Consider the following 17,658-nt stretch of genomic DNA (forward strand, 5'->3'; position numbering starts at 1 on the left):
TTTCCGGCCGGTCAGACGGGGGTGGTGACCGTGGCAGCGCGGGAACGGACCGCGGACCTGAGGGTCCATGTGCACAAGGAGAAGGTGCTCCTCGACGCGGAGAAGCTGTGCGGGGTGCGGTTCGTACCGGCCGGGCCGCCGCCCTTCCCCCGGCACGTGGCCGTCTACCGGATCAACCACTCGTGGGGGGACCCCCTCGACTGCGCGCAGGACGAGCGGGATCGGTGGGCCGAGGCGGAGCGCGCCTTCCTCGGCGCCCTGTCCGCGGCGCTGGAGCAGCTGTACCGGGCCCACGGTGGCAGGGGCGCCCTGGTGAACCTGTACTCGGACAGCCGGGCGTGGAGCCGTCTGCCGGCCCCCCTGCCCCTGCCGGGGTGGCGGCGCAGGCTCGCGGCCCGCTCGGCAGCGGCGCAGCGCGTGTTTCTGGAGCGCCTGGAGCAGGCCGAGAGGGCGTACCGGCCGGTGTGCGAGGAGATCGAGCGGCGGATCGAGGAGCACCGGGCCGTCGAGCGGGCCGCCAAGCGAGCCCGCTGGCGGGCGGAGGTGCGGCGGCGTGAGGTGTTCCTGGAGGTCGCCGGGCAGCGCGTGTGGTCGTACGCCGTCGTGACCGTGGAGCGGCGGCCCGCCGTCCTTGCGTACCGGCTGGACGTGGCCCCCGCCCGCCCCCTACCGGAGCCCGCCGGGCTCGCCGGGTCTCCAGCCCGGCCGCTGGACGCCGCCGGGCTGGAGGCGGCGCTGCTGGAGACGCTCCGCGACGGGGGACACAGCAGGGTCCACTGGGACCCGCAGGCCCGTGCCGCGGTCGAGCGGGAGTGCCGGGAGCGGGGTGAGGAGACCACCTTCGAGCAGTGGTGGCAGGCGGTGTCCGGAAGTTACTGGCGCCCCGGTCTCCGGCCGCCGGTCCACGTCAGCTCGCACCACAGCAGCCACGGCGCCGGGGACGCCGGGTACGGTGCCGGGGACAGCGGGTACGGCGGCGGCTTCTGAGCCGGCGCGTCCGCAGTGCCGTCAGCCGCCGGTTCCGGCCGACTCGGCCGGCTCACAGACGTGGTCGCGGTCGCCGTCCGCTAGCGCTCCCGCGGACAGCGGCGCCAGGGACGGCACCGGCGGGAGTCCGGTTCCTAGGGCGCCTCCGCTGGTATCTCCAGCGGCTCCGGCGACGGCTTTGGCGGTGGACGGGAGCGGCCGGACGCCCCGCGGATCGCCGTCAAGGCGGTGCAGTCGGACCTGGCCCCGGAATCCCAGCCCGGACGCCAGGGAACAACTAACCGGCCGGTAGCTAGGGCGAATCGGGCGTCACGCTCCGACCGTCGTATGCCGACCTGCGGAAACGCACCCAGGGCCCGGGGTTCCCCGGGTCAGTAAGAAGGGCCTGACCGGGCGAGTTCAGCTGTGCTTGGTCTCCTGGGCGTCCCCGGGGGCCGGGCGGGGGCGGTCGACGACCCGTCGGTATCAATCGGGCTGCTGAGCCTGGTGGTCACCGGTTCGGGCATGGCCGGGCTCTTGTTCATCTTGGCCGCCGGATCCCGCCAGCTGCTGGACGTCATCCGTCGCCGCGTGGCTGACCACACCGGTCCGGCCAGGCCGAGAAGCGCCCGATGGCGCAGAGCTCGGTTGTTGCCGCCCCAGCCGTGTAGAGCCCGCCCCTGTATTCGGCCCCAGGGCGTGTGCCGCTTGCGCGATCTTTGCGAGCTTGGCCCCGATTTTCCCCAGCTCGGTCTCGATCCCCTCCGTGGGCCGGTGCTCCAGCAGCACCCACGCCACGGCGTCGAAGTCGACGGTGAACTCCAACGTCTCCACCGGCCCGGCAGGACCGTCCGCCGTCACCGTGAATGTGTACACCCGGGGCAGCTCTGTGTTTCTGAGCCTCTCGCGGTTGTCCAGAAGGAAGGTAAGGCGGCGGCGCGGCGGCAGCATGGGAATGGTCCGGGCCAGTACCTGCTGGATGACCTGGGTCAAGTCCGGCTCGTCCTCCACAGGGTTCCAGCCCGACTCCAAGGGCGGGTCGCAGGAGATGCGGACGTTGCGGGCGACGGTGGGTCCAGTGTTCTCGATGACCAGCAGAAGCTCTCCGAAGTGGGGGTCGGGCTGGATGTCGACGATGACGTACGGTTCGTTCTGCTCCCGGTGGATGCGTTCCGCGAGGGCCAGCTGCCGGGCAGCCGATCTGCGTGCGATGGTCGCCTGCCAGGCGGCGATGACGGCAGCAAGGACGGCGACGGCAACCGCCCACTGATCCGTTGACAGGTCTGCAAGCTGGTCCATGTCCTGACGCTACCGACAGAGCCCGACAGCGCCGGGGTGGGCCCTCGCATCGTTCGGTCGGTCATTGCGGCTACAGGCGGCTACGGGTTGTGCGTCAGGTGCGCAATGAGCCGGGTGTCAGGGCCGGGTGCACGGCCAGCCTGCGGGAATGGACATATTGATCGGGCTGGCCGGCACGCTCGTCTCTGGGGCAATTATCGCCGTCCTGGCGTCGTGGCTGACCAGCCGCGCCCGCAACCGCCAGGAGCAGCAGGCCGAGGTCGGTGCCCTACGGGTGCAGGCCGACGCGATGACGGTGGCGGTGACGGAAGTGCAAGGCGCGGCCGCCGTCAACCGTCTGCTGTGGGAGGGGTCGACCGAGCGCGGCCTGACGTTCCTGCTGGCGGTGCTCGCCTTTGCCGGTGGCGCCGCCCGAGCCCGGATCGCCGGCGCAACGGACGTGCAGAGCGGATTGGTGGGCTTTGGGCGCGCGGCTGAGCTGCTGAGCCGGGAGCGCGTGGCTAGCAAGCAGACCGCAGCCCCCTTGCAGGAGCCGCTCACCCGGGCCGCCAGCGCAGCCGCCCCGCTCGTGCGCCGCTCCGACCCGGCCGTCGCCACCGAGCAGCTGCTGAACGCTTTGGCAGACGTGGAGAACACCGCGCGCCTGAAGGCGCGCTGCAGACGTTCGGCCGGGCCGTCAACGCAGCCACCACGCCGCGGCTGTCCTGGTAGGCGCGTCGGCGTGCCGGGCGGGCGAACTGACCTGGAATCCGCTGCCCGCACAGACAAGCCCGCAGGCAGGCGCCATCTGAGCCGAAGGTCGGAAGTTGTCACCGGCGAAGCCGGACGAGCTGGCGGGCAGAACTGGTTGCGGCAGCCTGGTTGCCACCGTTGAGGCATTCGACTTGTCACACGTGCTCATTCGGCAGCCTTTTGTCACCAGTACTGGAGAACGGAGCATCCAGAGGTCGAGGGCGATTCCACATGGCGATGCCCCTCGGTGGCGCCCGTGCATTGGACACCTTCGAGCTTGGTCGGGGATTCAGATCTCACCGACGGTGACGACTTCATGGCACACCGTGTTCGGACGGTCCGCCTCGACCCGCAGGACCCAGGTCCCCTCGGAGGCCGTCAGCTCGGCGACGACCCCGCCCGTGCCGTCCGGCAGCAGCGTCACCGACTCGGTGTCGGCGAGCGGTCCGGCAGAAGGGGACAGACGTGCCCGCAGCGTCCGTTCGGTGACCGTCGGGCCGGTCGCCCGGACGCTGAACGGCGCGCCCGCCGCGGCGAGTTCGGGCACCTCAATACCGAAGGCCGTGTCCCCGTCGAGCATCCGGCGGGCGGGCCTGCTGCGCCGGATCGCGCCGAGCTGATGCCGCAGGGACTCGGCACCGGCCATGCCGGCGTGCCGTTCGCCGCTCCACAGCGCGTCGTCCTCCCGCTCCAGCGCCCAGGAGGCCATGGCCGATCCACCAGGCACCGTGCCGTCGCCGCTCCAGTCCCCTTCGTTGTCCAGCCGTGTCACGAATTCCAGTGACCCGTCGGCGCCGACGACGACGCCGTGCACGGTGGGGTGCGCCCTCCCGGCGAAGCAGTGCACCCGGTACGGCGGTGCCGTGAGTCCGGCTTGATGGCGCTCCCACGCCTCGTCGATGTCCCGGTGGAACGCGAACGCCTCCTCCACCAGCTCGGTGGGCAGGTCCGGCACGGACACGCGGGTCAGCAGGCGCCGCTTGTCGTCGTCCTCGCGCAGCACGGCCTCGTACCGGGGCAGCAGTTGGGCGACGGACGGGAAGGACCGCGCGAGGTGGGCCAGTCTCTCGTTGACCGACAGGACGTGCTCGAACGCCCGGGTGACCCTGTTCCGCGGCTCCAGGGCGTGGCCGGTGAGTACCCGGACCGCCTTGGCGGCTCCCCGGAACGGCGTGCCCAGGGTCACCAGGGCACGGGTGTGCTCGCGTCCGCCGAGGCACTCCAGGTAGTAGCGGGCGACTAGGCCGCCCATGGAGTGGCACATGAGAATCAGCTTCGGCGGGTCGTCATGGGCTTCCGGGTGGACCCCGGGAGCGAGGTCCCGCCATTCGGCCAGGGCCGTGTCGACCCGGTCCCGCAGCCGCCGCGCGGTGAGCCGGTTCGACAAGCGCCAGTCGTAGGGAAACGCCAGGAACTGCTTCGGATGCGGTCCTTGCTCCTTCCCGTCGGCGTCGCTCCGGCCGAGGGCGGCCCGGACGTGGGGGTACCCCATGCTGGATATGAGGCCGGGCAGCGCCTCAGGGGCCTTCAGCAGCCGGTCGGCGTCCAGGGCCCAGGGGCCTTCGGGTGCCTCGTCGCCGATGCCCGGCGGCAGCATCAGGCCCTCCACGGCCCGCCCGGGTTTCCGGAGGCTGAGCAGCGCCTGCTTCGACTGGCTCCAGACGTCCTTGCCGTCGCGCGTCAGGCGCGTTCCGAGGATGCCCGGTACGAAGACGACCAAGTCGTGGTTCATGTGGTGGTTCTCCTCTCTCTTCCGCTCCGGCGGATCCCGCCCGCCTGCCGTCCCCGGCCCCGGGTTACCCGCGCCGCAGAGCGGCCGCCATCCGGTCCTGGGGAATCCTCACCTGGTCGCAGCGGTCGCGGCCCTGGACGAACAGCGTCAGTCCGTGGCGCGGGCTGTACACGGCGTTCGCTGCCCGCACCTCCGTGCCGCGGTACGGGATTGCCAGCTCGTCGAGCGGGGCGTTACCGGCCACGTCCAGTACGGTGACGGTCCCGGCCCCGCCGAACGCCAGCAGCAGCGGTTGCCGGGCTGTACCCGCGAAGGCCAGCGCGGTGGGCGGGCCGTGCGGGGCAGAGAACCGGCCGGCCGACCATTCGCCGTCGTCGTACTCGGCCAGCCGCACGGTGCCCGCCTCGCTCCAGGCCACCAGGGGCACCCGCGTGCCGCCGTCGAGGCGGGTGGTGAGGACGACGCCCACGCGCCGGTCGGGGGCGGCGGCCCGCTGTTCCACGCGGCAGAAGCCGCTCGCAGTGCTCTGCCACAGGGTCAGCGCGTCGCCGCAGTCCGCCACGACCCAGGTCTGTCCGTCCGCCGTGTGCGCGGCCACGTCGCACACCTTCACCTGCGCGGCCTCGATCGCGGGCCGCGCGGTCCACGCGTCACCCTTTCGGTCGTAAGGGACCACCCGCCGCCCGTCTGGGACGAACAGCAGGCACCCGCCCTCGGGGGCCGGTACGAGTGCGAGCCCGGGGACCACCTCGTTGACGTCGCCGCCCAGTTCGACCGGGTCGTCCTCGGTCCACTCCGTGAGGTCCTCGGCCAGCCGCCACACCCGGACGCGGCGCCCGGCCGCGGCAGCCACGAGCCACACGCCGTCGTGCCACAGCGCGGACACCGCCGTGACCCGTTTCCCCCGGGAGAACGCGACCCCCTGACCCCCCTGACCGCGCAAAGGAGTGTGCACACCGAGCAGCACCTGCTCGCCGGTCCCCCGCACCAGCAGCACCGGCCCCGAGGACGCCGTCGCCACGGCGATCCGGGGCCAGGCCTCGCCGCTCACCGGCCGCGGGGCCGATCCGGCGCCAGTCAGCGCCGCGGTGTCGACCACCCGGACCTCGTCGCCATCCCCGACGGCCAGTCGCCCGGTGCCGGCGGGGTCGAACGCGAGGCCGCCGCGCGGCGCGGCCAGCCGCAGCACCGCGTCGACCGTGTCGTCGGTGAGGCTGCGCGCCCGGACTCGCCCGCCCTCGTGCAGCGCGAGCAGCGGCACGTCACCCCTCTTGCCGAGGGCAATCTGGCGCGCCGGGGAGTCGAACCGCGCCACGCGGACGATGTCCGGGTCCCCGTGCCCCGGGGCGCACACGCGCCATACGGTGACGGCGTCCCGGTCGGCGCCCGCCTCGGCCACCGCCACGAGTCCGTGGTCGGCGTCCTCGACAAGGGCCGCGGCGGCGCGGTAGCGCACGCCCGGCGCGCTGTGGAACTCCCGGCCGCCGCGCACCAGGGGGCGGTCACCGTAGAGCTTGCCGTGCAGTTCGTGCAGGACCAGCGAACCGGCGGCGGTGAGACCGGCGGCGGTGAGCAGGAAGCAGCGGTCCCGCAACGCCAGCAGGGCCACCCGGTCAGCCGGCACCGGCAGGACGTCGTGACGCACGTCCCGATCACCGGGCGTGCCCCCCGACTCCACAGCCCAGCGCCACGCCCACACCTGGCGCCCGTCCGCCGCCACGATCTGGACGCCGTCGCCGCAGGGGGCGGCGTCCAGGGTGCTGATGCTGCCGTCCCAGCCGTAGGTCCGGCGCGGCAGGCGCTCGTCGCCCCACCACAGGTGCAGCGACCGGCCGTCGTGTGAGGCGGTGATGCGCCGGCCTCGCAGAGACGCCTCGCGGACTGCGGCGAACATGGCGTCCCGTGCCCGGTCCTGCGGTGCACGCCGGGTGTGGACGTAGGCGCCGGTCTCGGCCCGTCGGCCGACGATCTCCCCGCGGCCGGCGAGGGAGAGCAGTCCCGCCCGGCTCCAGTCCAGGGCCAGAGCACCACCGAGGGGGGCGGACAGCGTCAACTCGGCCGGCCGCGGGGCCGAGTCCGTCCACACCTCCCGCCACCCGCGCTCCGCGAACCCCGGCAGCCGGTCGAGCGCCTCGTGGAGATCGGGGTGACCGATGAACGCCTCAGCGGCGAGCACCGCTCTGCGCAGCGCCGGCGACCGGTGGTCCCGGAACATGACGCCGACCCGCCGGTAGAGGTCGGCTCCCTCGCAGGTGCCGGCCGACTGCCCGGTCAGCGGCAGCATCACGTCCGGATCCGTCCACACCAGGAACTCCGGGTCCAGGAACAACTGCTCCAGAGGATGCTGCTCATCCGGCGGATCGTCCGGACCCACCGGTACCTGGGCGGCGTGCGCGCCAAGATAGGCCAGGCTGTAGTCGTGCGCCCGTTCCCAGTCGCCCGCCGGACGGTGCAGGGCGTCGAAGACACGGCGGTGCGCGGCCCCCTCGGTCAGCCCGGCCCGCTCTAGCAGGGCCGTGCCGTAACTGGCGTGGTCGAGACGGTGGAGCGGGGGCAGGCCCGGCCGGCGTTCAGTGGTGATCAGGACGCCCTTGAGCCGGCGGAGCATGGCGTCGAGCATCCCGCGCGTCATCTCCGGAGTGCGCCTGCGGCGCAGCTTGTTGGCCAGAGTGAGCCAGAGGCCCGGATCGGCCAGGCCGGGGCCTTGGACCACGGCGAGCGGCAGCAGCAGCTCGGCACACCGGTCGCGGTCCCCGGGGTCGAGCACGTTCAACTCATCGGCCATGCGCGCGCGCAGTTCGCCACCCCCGCGCTGGATGAGCAGGTCGAGCGCGTCGGCAGAGAGCGGGGCGGGCTGCCGGGCGAGTGCGCGAGCCGCCAGGCGGGCGACGAGGAACCTACGCCCGCAGCGCCGGGCCACCAGGGCGGCCGCCTCCCGCCGCAGTGCCGCGTTCTCCGGTCCCGCGTAGGGAGAGCCAGGGGTGTCGTCGAGGAGGGTGGCCACCAGCGCAGCGATGTCGCGCTCGGTGTCCCTGTCGTGGTCGAGGTCCAGGACGGGGGAAGAGCCGTCCAGGGCGTCGATCAGCGACTCGCGCGACCCGCCGTCGACCGTCCGGCGGGGGTGGGCGCGGGTGCCGACGACCAGCTTCACGCCGGGGCACCGGGAGAGGGGGTTCAGCAGCCTGCGGGCGATCTCGTGGGCCTGCCCGGGCATGGCCTCGTCCAATCCGTCCACGAGCAGCGTGACGCCGCCGACGCGCGGCACCAGCGCACCGATCCGCTCCACCGCTTCCCGCGCGGTGATCCCCGCGTCGTGCGGCACCTCGGCACCCAGCGGCGCGAGGGCCCGGAGCAGGGAGTGGGCCAGGGAGTGCAGGGACATCCCGTGGCAGGAGACCGCCCCGTGGACCGAGCCGGGCCGGGGCACGGTCTGCGGGGGCGGCACCGGGTCCAGGTCCCGCACTCGGCGGCGCACCGACAGCAAGGCCAGCCGTGCGAGGAGCGCCGTCTTGCCGGTCCCGGCCGGACCGGTGACCACCAGCATGCCCCGGCTCTGGGAGGCGGTCCAGGTCACCAGTCGGCTGAGCGGACGCACCCGGCCGGAGAAGTGGCTCGGAAGCAGACCGTCGTTGACCGGCCCGAACTGCTCGGGTGCGAGCCAGGGTTCCTGGTCGGGCGGCAGGTCCGCGGAGTGGTAGACGGCATCGGAGGAGTCGTAGTGCGGGTTGTGTAGGAACCTGCGGCTCAGGGAGTGGACCTCGACGTACGCGGGCCGCAGCGCGGCGTCCTCGTAGCCGGCCTCGACGGCGCGGCGGTCGATGGCCTCCAGCAGGTCCGGCACGAGGAGGAACGGGGCGGTCGGCTCGAACGGGCGGACGGTGCCGTCCAGTTCGAGATTCCGGTCGGCGAGGGTGTCCTGGAGCCAGTCCACCCACAGGCTCTCCTCCACCGGGCGGTCGGCGCCCGCGGTGGCGAGGACCACGAACCCGTCGTGGGCGGGCCTGGTCTCCCGGGACCTCTCCCGGTGGCGCCGCAGGGCGGCGTGCAGCCAGCGGGTTCCGTCTAGGGTCTGCTGCGATTCGCACGCATCGACGATCACCAGCAGGTCACAGCCGCGCACCTGGGCCAGGCGCTCCAGGAGCCGGGTGAAGGGCATGGCCCGGGTGGCGACGGGGTGCGGCCGGCCGAATTCGTAACTGCCGCGACAGGCAAGGACGTATCCGTCCTCCTCGGTGGCGTGGCCGTGGCCGGTCCAGTAGAGGATCTTCCGGGCCGCGTCGGCGGCGACGAACCGTCTGAGGCCCTCGTCCACGCGCTCCAGTGTGCCGTCACCCTCCAGGTTCTCGGCGCGGCCGAAACCGAGCCGGTCGCACAGCTCCACGAAGCGGCTGCGGGCCCGCAGGACGTGCCTGCGATCGCGCAGTCCGCCACGCTCCCCGTACTCGGCGATGGCGACCGACCCCACCAGACCGGTCGACCGGAGCGCGTCCCGTCTGATCTCGACATCGGCAGACAACCCCGTAGTCCCTCCCGTACCTATACTGATCGATCCGCGCGACGCGTGTCATGGGATCGCTGAACAGCGCCTCGGGAAGGGCCGGTTGATGACCGTCTTGGACAGGTTCACCGTGGTCGGGCGCCAGACCGACTGTCATGTCTTCGAAGGAGACGGGACCAGCCCGATCGCCGAGGAGAACATGCGGGTGAAGTACGTGCCCGAGCGCGTGGAACTGCCCGACGAGGTCGCCGAGTGGCGGCGCGAGATCGAGGCCGAGGAGGCCCGCAAGGAGGCGGTCGGCGAGCCGTACCGCTGGAACAACCCGCGCTTCGCTGTGCGGCGCCTGGTCGTCTCCCGCACCCACACGGCCGAAATCCCGGTCGCCACTCTCACCCTGTGCGACGCGGATTATTACGACTTCCTCGCCACGTCGATCAACCTGGATCGCAAGCAGAAGAACGGACTGACCTTGCGCCAGCAATACCTGGAGGGCAAGGACCTTCTGGAGGTGCCGCCGTTCATGTTCTGCAGCTTCGGCGTCAACGTCGCCGTCGAGACCGGCAAGGACAGCAAGATGCTGTTTTCCCGCCGCAGCTCAAGGGTGGCCGGCCCCAACACGTCCAAGTGGAACTCCTCCGCCAACGAGGGACTCGCCAGCAACCACGACCTCTCTCCCGACGGGCGGGTCAGCCTGCACGCCGTCGCCCGCCGGGCACTGCGCGAGGAACTGGCCGTGCTGGACTCCGACGAGGTCGACCTCGAACTGCTCGGCTTCGGCATCGACGTGCGCAACAACCAGTGGGCCGGCTTCTTCCGCGCGGTCCTCACCGACCTGTCCGAAGAGGACCTGCGGGTGCGCTGGAGCCGGGGCGTGGCCGATAAGTGGGAGCACGAGGGCCACGCTTTCGTCGACGCGGGCCCCGAGTCGGTCCTCAGGTTCATCCGCGACGAGCCCGAGTCGTCATGGACCCCCTGCGCGCCAGCGCTCTTCTATCTCGCTCTGGTCCGCGGCGCGGTCCGGGCCCGCGGCGGCGACCCCGACGCACGGTACGAGGTCGAGGCCGTCGAGCGCAGAGTGCTGGCGGAACTCGAGGAGGAGGACACCTTCTAGCGTCGGCGGGCCCGTAGGGCCGGGCTCAGGCCACGCGGGGGTGCCCCTATGTCTATGGTCAAGGGAAACGGGGGTGCGTCGGGTCGGTGAGCCGGGCAGCATGGCGGGACGGCTGATCTGCTGTGGGATGACGTGAATAGCCTCTTCGACCCGGACTTGATGGGGTCGCTGCCGGACGTGCGTGTCCCGGATGCCTCGGTGGAGGACTGGCAGGCGGTCCTCGATCTTGTCGCGGAGAAGGGCTGGAAGTGCCAGTACTCCGAGGGAGAGAGAGGGTGCTTCCGGTGCCTCGGGCGGAGGCCGTGCTGTCCCGTCCGGCGGATGCCGAGTGCCCGGACCTGCGGGTCTGGCCGGCTGCCGAGGTGTTGGCGATCTTCCGTTTTCATGCCGCCGATGAAGTCGACTTCGACATCGACCTGCGGAAGTTGCAGAGCCAAGGTCAGGAAGTGTCGGCCCCGCGAGCGCGGGGATCTACCCCCAGCCGCCCCGCTGGCAGGTCGACACGGGTCTGCCCCGTGAGCGCGGGGTGTCAGCTGGCCTGCTGCTCAGTGGCGAGTTGCTGGATGCGGTGGCGGGCGCACACGGTCCGGGTGGGCAGTGCGGGGCGGTCGCACGGCGTGCCGTGCCAGCCCGCGCACCGCCGCGGTTCCGGCTGCGGGGTCCCAGACGGGACGGAGCGGTCTGTGCCCAGGTCCGGTACCGCGGCCGCGGCCGGGGCGGGGGTCGGTGTGGCAGTCCGGGGACGTCCGGTGCGGCGGTCGCGCAGTTGCTCCAGGCGCTCCTCAAGGATGTGCCGCGCGGCGCGGGCCCGGGCGTCGTCGGCAGCCTGATGAGCGGCGGCGCGGGCGGTCACCCCCTGGGGATGCCAGCGGTGGCGGCGCTTGCGCAGCTCCTCCGCGTGCGCCATCTGCGCTTCGGCGTCGGCCTGAGGCGTGTGGGCCAACGCCGCAAGGGCGGAGCGCCGGTAGTCCTGGGCGGCTTCGTGCACGGCCTGGCAGGCAGCGGACTCCAGCACGGTGGGTAGCTGCGTGTCAGCGAGCGCGTCTGGGCCTGCCGCGTCCAGCAGTCGGCGGCGGGCGGCGTCGGCGGCGCGGGCCAGGTCGGTACGGGCCTTCGCGGTCACCGCGGTGACGTCGTCCGGGTCGGCGAGGTCGGCCGATCCCGCTACGGCCAGCAGCACCGCCTCCTGGACAAGGACCCGGGTCTCGCGCCGGATCCGGCACACCTCGCACAGTCCGCCGGCGCGGGGCGCGGCGCAGTCGGCGCACGGCATCTGCTGCCTGGCAGCTTCAGCGGCCTGCGCGGCCGCGCGCTCCGCTGCGGCGCGGGCGCGGGCTTCGTCCCTGGCGGCCTGGCGGCGGGCACGTTCGACTTCGATCTGCGCACGGTGGCGCGCCCGGTCCTCCGCCGCGAGTTCCGTCTCGTGCCGCAGGCGGTCCTGGAGGGCGGCGCGACGTGCGGCCGGGTCGGCGCCGGGCATGGCCGCGTCGACCTCGGTCGCGAGGCGGGCGCGCAGGGCGCGGCGGTCACCGACGATGGCGGTGCAAGCCGGGCAGGCGGCACCGTTGTCGAGCCGGATCCCGTCATCGCACCTGCGGTCGGCACAGGCCTGGCGCTGGACAAGGCCACGCCCGAGCAGCCAGCCCAGCGGATTGCGCACCCGGCCTTCGCCACCGGTCTCCGCGAGCCGGTCGGCCAGCCGGTCGGCCAGCAGCCCCGGAGCCTGCTCCGCGCCCGCCAGGCCGGCCAGCACCTCCAGCTCCGCCGCTACCGCCTGGGCCACCCAGCGCCGCTCCCACCCACTCCCCAGCCGCGCCCACAGCCCGGCCACTGGTGCCAGCACCAAGCGCAGCTGATCGCCGTCTGGCAGCGGCGCAGGCCTGCGCGCCCACGCAGGGACAGGCCGGTGACCAGCGACAAAAGTGGGAGCACCAGCGGACTTGCTTTGGGAGGCGGACCTTCGTGGGTGTTCCCCGCGCAGCGGGCCACCGGCACCGCCACCCGCCGCAGGCCTGGCAGCCGGACCGACACCCGCGGCCTGGTCCTCGCGCGCGCACGCGCGTCCCGGCAGATCTCCGGACCCCGACGCGGCTACGCCGGAACACCCCTCACCAACCGCAGCATCAAAGACCACACTAACCACAGGAGAGTGATCAGTGTGAAGGGCTGCCGGTCCGCCGGTGTCTGACTTCCCGGCCTTCGGGGCGTCCGGCACCGCGCTGAGCTGCGGCTTCTCTATCGCGGCGGAGGCCTGAATTGGGTCTGCCGTTGCGTCGGGGCCGGAAAAACCGGGTGCAGGGGCTGGAACGCGGCGCGCGGCGGTACAGCGGCCGCTCGCTGTTCGGTGCGCGGCCGCGACCGCCGGAACCACCAGAGCCGACCGACCCCGCAACTGCGAGACGGTCCGGCGGCGCACCCGCTCCACCGCGCCTGCCGCCTCCAGCCGCTCCAGCACCGACTCCGCCCCCGCCGGCGTACACCCCAGCAGCCGCGCCAGCGTCGCCGCCGGCCGCCCCCGGTCATCCACCCGCCCCGGACACAGCCGCACCCGACCCGCCGGGTTGGTCTCCAGCACCAGCAGCAGCAGCGCCAGCCGGTCCGTCGCCGCACCGCGCCCGCACCGACCAGCCAGCAGACCCGCAGGCGTCACCGACCCGTCCCGGTGCCTCCAGCCCGGTGCGCAAAGCACGTTCACCAGCCGCCACAGCATCGCCAGCTCGGTTCGGGACAGATCCAGCGGATCCCCGACCACCCCCCGAGCGGCCACCAGCGGCCGCACCCGGAACCGCAGCCCGACGTCCTGGCCGTGCTCACCCGGCTCAGCGTCGACGTCCACCACACCCGAGCGGCGCAGAGCGGGCACCACCCGGTGCGCCACCGAGGACACCGCCAACCCCAGCCAGCGACCCAGCTCCCGGCTGCTCAACACCACGTCCTCGGCGTCGGCTGGGGTCCGCGACACCAGCACCACCACAGCCCACCGCACCGGATCCGGCGCACCCTCCAGACCCGGCACGTCCAGCAGCGCCCGCACCGCGTTCCGCAGCCGGGCCTGCATCACCGGGCCGAGCACCAACGGATCCGCCACCGCCGCCGGGCTGCCGTTCCGGCCACCCGGCACCGTACGCAGCCCGCCATGCCGCTGCCTGGGAACCCGCGCCACCGCAGCACTCACCGGATCACCCCGGCGCTGCGGTGGGACATCCGCAGATGTGTGAGATGCGTCTCAAACGCCCGCTCGAATTCCCGGCTGTAGGGGAGGAAGAGGGGTACGCGGGCATGCCGAAGCTGGCGAGCCCGAACGCAGTCATGCACAATGACTCCTGTTCGTGGGGCCTCGCCTCACGGCACAGCGAAGCCCCAGTGGGCTTTCGCAGGTTTGGGGAAACCTGAAGATCGAACCGTTCGAAGCCGGGTGGCACCGGGTCGAACAGAACCTCCAAGAGGGCGGCAACCCTCCGGAGAGCAGATGGGCGCTGGACCCAGGTGGCGGCAACCACCGGAGACGCCAGCGACCCGGGGCGGCTGGAAGACCCGCTTCGCGGGCGCCGCCCCCGAGACCTACGCCGTCATCGAGACCCCCTCACTGGCAGGGGTGTATTTCGGAACCGGACGAATCAGCACGAACACCCCGCCGAAGGGCCAACAACGCATGGTCTGCTGGCACCACGGCGGGGTGCTGTACGTGAGAAGTCGACCGATCCGGGTACCCTGGATCACGTCCGACGCCCTCCTCTGCAGATAAGGGTGATCGGAAGGCCTCTGGACCCCTCCTACAAGGTCCTTCGGCCACCTGGCCCCCACTCGGTTTGTCAGACCGAGGCGACGGGGGCCAGTTTTTTTGATCAATGTCGGAGATACCCTACCGCTCCAGCCCGCGGTAGAGGACAGCCGGGTGCTACGTGTCGTGGCGAGGCGACTCGCGACCGTCACCGGATGCTGCACCGTCCCACCGAGGTCTCCCGTTCTTCCTGCGCTGACCTGGTGAGGCACCAGGTGCCTGTGACGGGAACGGCGCTGCTCGAATAGTCGACGTGCGCTCACGAGCGTGCCCTCACCTCTGCCGCAGCTCAGCGGCGTAGTACCAGGCGAGGACGGCCTCGGCTCCGGACCCCTGGGCGGTCACGATCCGCTGGTACCGCGCAGACCGCAAATCGCCGGCGACCCGGATACGCGGATGCTGTTGCTCGGACGGGCAGTACCCATCCTCGCCCTCCAAAAGCCCCTTCAGAGCGGCGGGCCTGTTGCCCAAATTGCTCAACACCGTCGCCGCAATATGCCGCTCTCGCTGCCCGCGCCGATCCGTGACTTCCACGGCCCAGCCGCCGCCCGTCGCTGGCCCGGCCAGAGAGACATGGGCGACGGGCATCAGACGGACACGGTTGTCCCCCTCCACCTCGGCGACCTTGTAATCGTCGCTCAAGGGGTGGAGAACGTGCAGCGTTGTTGCAACGTCTGGGTGAGCGCGTAGCCAGGTGCCGAGTGGGCGATCGCCGCCGAGCACGTATGTTCGGTTCGCGAGATCCGCAGGGACGGCACGCCACAGCGGCGGGGCGGCGATGTCGGTAGGGGCGTCGATCCAGCTGACGTCGTCTGGAGTCAAGGAGGTGACGCCGGTGGCCACGACGATTACCTGAGCCCTTAGTACCTGCCCATCTTCGAGAGCGAGTTCCGCTCGGTCGTCGTAGGCGCTGACCGCGACGGCGCGGCCGTGCTCCACGGTGCACCAGCCGGACATCTCCAACCGCTTCAGGTCCAGCGCTAGGGCCTCCACCAACTGCGGACCGGTCGACCAGCTGCCCGGTGCGTTCCCCAGCGCGCCGATGGCGGGAAGCTTGCCGCCAATGCGGTCAGCCTCCACCACGACGGTCCTGTATTTCAGGCTGGCTGCCATCAGGGCGGCCGCGACTCCGGCCGGGCCGGCGCCGACTACGAGTACGTCTGCGTCGTTGGAAAGGGAGCTCATGCGCACGCCTCCTGAGTTCCGCTGATCCGAGTCAGGACTGTGTCGGTCGTGAGGAGCTGGGTGTGCCCGAGGTTTCTGCTCGCGAGCAGCAGCGCCGCGTCGTGGAACTGGGCGCCGCCGCTGGAGGCGCAGGCGTCGGTCACGATCCACGGCCGGTAGCCGCTTTGGTAGGCGGCGACCGCGGAGTCGTACACGCATGCGTCGGTGTCGATCCCACACAGCACGAGGTCGGTCCAGCCCGCCTTTCGGATCAGCTGCAGACCTTCGGTGGTGAGAGCGGAGGACTGGCTCTTGTCGATGACCGCGGCCGCACTGTGCGCGTACGGCTGGACCTCAGGCACCAGGGCCTGTTCATCGGTCGAACGCAGTCGCGTCCACCCAGTGATTCGTTCGTACGGCGAGCCGACTGCGTTGTGGAACCGGGTCAGCACTATAGGTGCCCCGGCCGCGCGCCAGCCCTCCATCAGCCGCACGATCGCGGGGATCACGCTGGCAGTGTGCTCATTCACGAAGCCGCACTGCACGTCAATTGCCAGCAGAGCTGTCGTTTTCGGGTCCACCCGGTCCGCCTTCCAATGGCCGTCATGGCGCGCTGTCTCGTAGAGCCTCCTGAGCGGCACGAAGTCGCTCGGGAAGCTCACTGGTGGCCAGGATCGCCTCTCGCATCGCGCGATGCTGGGCCGTTTCGGTCGGCCGGGCCGTGGTCAGCCGCACGAGCGCACTGCGCAGGAAACGCCAGCCATGCTGGGGCGGCATCACCGGGTCCCCACCGTCTTCGATCACTTGCAGGATGTGAGACGACAGGGCCCACAGTGCCTGGACGTCCAGCTCAAGCTCCACGATGTGGGTTGCGGCAAGGGCCCGCTCATCTCTGTGGGGTTGGTAGGCCACGCCGGACCACCCGGCCACCCCGCGCGAGAAGCCGCCGTCGAACGCCACAGCCTCCGGATGCGCCCACCCGTCACGGAAACGCGCATCCTCTACCCCGACCCCAAGGGGGACGATCTCCGGATTCTGGCGATTGACCAGAACCGACGGGGTCGCCAGTAGGTGCAAGGCAGTCTCGAGTCCGGCTCCAGCCCACGAGTGCTCCCGCAGCTCGTACGCGGACAACACGTACTCCGGCGCGAGCGAGGGCTCACCCGCCAGGGCGCCGGATTGGTGCTGCTCCAGCAGCTGCGCTATGCGCTCTCCCGCCCACGCCCGGTCCTTCGGATACGAGCGGTAGCGCCACACCGCCAGCTCGGTCAGCGAGCCTACGCGGCGATGCTCCTCTAGGTGGACCACAGCGACTCCGCAGGCATACAAGTGCAGCGTCGACGCCTGCGCCGAGTGATGCCCGCCGGGAAGCACCCGCTGCTCTAGGCCGCCAGGCCCGGGCGGCCTAGGAGTGCCAGCGGCGTACAACGGGGTGATTCGCTCACCGAGGTAGATCGGCAGGAACTTGTGCGACACGACGGCGCAGGGAGCCGGACGTGCGGTTGCTGAGGCTGCGGACAGGACCGGTTCGCCGCGCAGGGCAGCCAGGCGGATACGGAACGCCTCTTGCTCGTCGGGAGAGCACTGGCTCAGCGCTGTGTCCAGGATCTGCGCCGTTTCCGGCCGGCACACGCTGGTCCTGTGCTTGTTCCAGTAGGAGACCGTCCGAGGGGCGATGCCGAGGCGCTCGGCGAAGGCACGTACCGAGAGACGCATCACCGACTGCAACAGCAAGGCCTCCTCACCTGTCCACTGCTCCACGGCGATCACTACACACCCCCTTGGCGGTCATCTGCCAGGCAGGACGAGCCCTATTGCCACGCTGTTGCTACACCACTTCTACGTGGGGACATCTCGTCCCGGGCGCAGGACCCGGAAGCTATGTGGCGTTGATCTGAACCTCCGAACCTGGCTGGAGAACGCCATGCCGAACGTGCGACTGCAGGCCCTAACGGTGCGTGGCGCGGCTTCCCGGAAGCAGGTGAGCTCATTGGTTGTCCGACCCAGAGCTGCTGTGGGTTCGCTCAAGGCGTTCCAGCCGCGCATTCAGGTCTGCGACCTGTTCCTCCAGTCGCTTGATGGCCTGAGCAGTCGGATCGGCAACGACGTCGAGGGCCGACTCGCGGATGAAAGTGCCACGTCCCTGGTGGGAGTAGATGATGCCGCCTGCCCGGAGCTCAGCGAGGGCGCGCTGCACGGTGCCGGGTGCGACCTCGTACTTTTCGGCGAGTTCTCGCGTGCTGGGCAGCTTGTCGTTCCCCTTCAGGCGGCCGAGCCGGATCTGGTCGCGCACGTCCTGCGCGATGCGCTGGTAGGGCTGCATGGCCTCGTCCGTCATGAGCCACATCGTAGAACCACCTCCCTCGGATAGATAG

General features: G+C 71.5%; 11 protein-coding genes and 1 pseudogene. 4 read left to right on the forward strand and 8 right to left on the reverse strand.

The annotated features are described in order from the left end of the window. Positions 1–30 precede the first annotated feature (30 nt). Positions 31–987: a hypothetical protein gene (locus ACYVO2_RS21825; protein WP_461009610.1), complete on the forward strand. Its 957-nt coding sequence runs from the start codon at positions 31–33 to the stop codon at positions 985–987. Positions 988–1,452: 465 nt separating this feature from the next. Here the strand turns inward: ACYVO2_RS21825 and ACYVO2_RS21830 are convergent, their stop codons facing one another. Continuing rightward, positions 1,453–2,265 carry a hypothetical protein gene (locus ACYVO2_RS21830; protein WP_461009611.1) on the reverse strand — a complete coding sequence of 271 codons (813 nt, stop codon included), beginning with the start codon at positions 2,263–2,265 and terminating at the stop codon, positions 1,453–1,455. Positions 2,266–2,413: 148 nt separating this feature from the next. Between ACYVO2_RS21830 and ACYVO2_RS21835 the strand changes: the two genes are divergently transcribed. Continuing rightward, positions 2,414–3,139, forward strand: coding sequence for a hypothetical protein (locus ACYVO2_RS21835; RefSeq protein WP_461009612.1), 726 nt, complete (start codon positions 2,414–2,416; stop codon positions 3,137–3,139). A gap of 147 nt (positions 3,140–3,286) precedes the next feature. Here the strand turns inward: ACYVO2_RS21835 and ACYVO2_RS21840 are convergent, their stop codons facing one another. Continuing rightward, complete coding sequence (locus tag ACYVO2_RS21840; RefSeq protein ID WP_461009613.1) at positions 3,287–4,729, reverse strand: alpha/beta hydrolase; 1,443 nt, start codon at positions 4,727–4,729, stop codon at positions 3,287–3,289. Positions 4,730–4,793: 64 nt separating this feature from the next. Then, positions 4,794–9,245, reverse strand: a complete 4,452-nt coding sequence (locus tag ACYVO2_RS21845; protein WP_461009614.1) for an AAA family ATPase — start codon at positions 9,243–9,245, stop codon at positions 4,794–4,796. Positions 9,246–9,333: 88 nt separating this feature from the next. Between ACYVO2_RS21845 and ACYVO2_RS21850 the strand changes: the two genes are divergently transcribed. Then, positions 9,334–10,338 carry a translation initiation factor 2 gene (locus tag ACYVO2_RS21850; RefSeq protein WP_461009615.1) on the forward strand — a complete coding sequence of 335 codons (1,005 nt, stop codon included), beginning with the start codon at positions 9,334–9,336 and terminating at the stop codon, positions 10,336–10,338. A gap of 159 nt (positions 10,339–10,497) precedes the next feature. Continuing rightward, positions 10,498–10,775, forward strand: a pseudogene (locus ACYVO2_RS21855) (hypothetical protein); the annotation flags it as partial. 92 nt (positions 10,776–10,867) lie between these two features. Here ACYVO2_RS21855 and ACYVO2_RS21860 read toward each other — a convergent pair. The 5 genes from ACYVO2_RS21860 to ACYVO2_RS21880 all read right to left on the reverse strand — a co-directional run bounded on the left by ACYVO2_RS21860 (position 10,868) and on the right by ACYVO2_RS21880 (position 17,621). Next, the gene (locus ACYVO2_RS21860; protein ID WP_461009616.1) at positions 10,868–13,513 is read right to left on the reverse strand and encodes a hypothetical protein; all 2,646 of its coding nucleotides are present in this window, start codon (positions 13,511–13,513) and stop codon (positions 10,868–10,870) included. 879 nt (positions 13,514–14,392) lie between these two features. After that, positions 14,393–15,304, reverse strand: coding sequence for an FAD-dependent oxidoreductase (locus tag ACYVO2_RS21865; RefSeq protein ID WP_461009617.1), 912 nt, complete (start codon positions 15,302–15,304; stop codon positions 14,393–14,395). Then, positions 15,301–15,945 carry a cysteine hydrolase family protein gene (locus tag ACYVO2_RS21870; RefSeq protein ID WP_461009618.1) on the reverse strand — a complete coding sequence of 215 codons (645 nt, stop codon included), beginning with the start codon at positions 15,943–15,945 and terminating at the stop codon, positions 15,301–15,303. The genes ACYVO2_RS21865 and ACYVO2_RS21870 overlap by 4 nt, the downstream gene beginning before the upstream one ends. Further along, the gene (locus ACYVO2_RS21875) at positions 15,887–17,053 is read right to left on the reverse strand and encodes a helix-turn-helix domain-containing protein (protein WP_461009619.1); all 1,167 of its coding nucleotides are present in this window, start codon (positions 17,051–17,053) and stop codon (positions 15,887–15,889) included. Before ACYVO2_RS21875 ends, ACYVO2_RS21870 begins: the two co-directional genes overlap by 59 nt. Before the next feature lie 217 nt (positions 17,054–17,270). Beyond that, positions 17,271–17,621, reverse strand: coding sequence for a GntR family transcriptional regulator (locus tag ACYVO2_RS21880; RefSeq protein ID WP_461009620.1), 351 nt, complete (start codon positions 17,619–17,621; stop codon positions 17,271–17,273). Positions 17,622–17,658 lie beyond the last annotated feature (37 nt).

Source organism: Streptomyces capparidis (genome assembly GCF_054782095.1).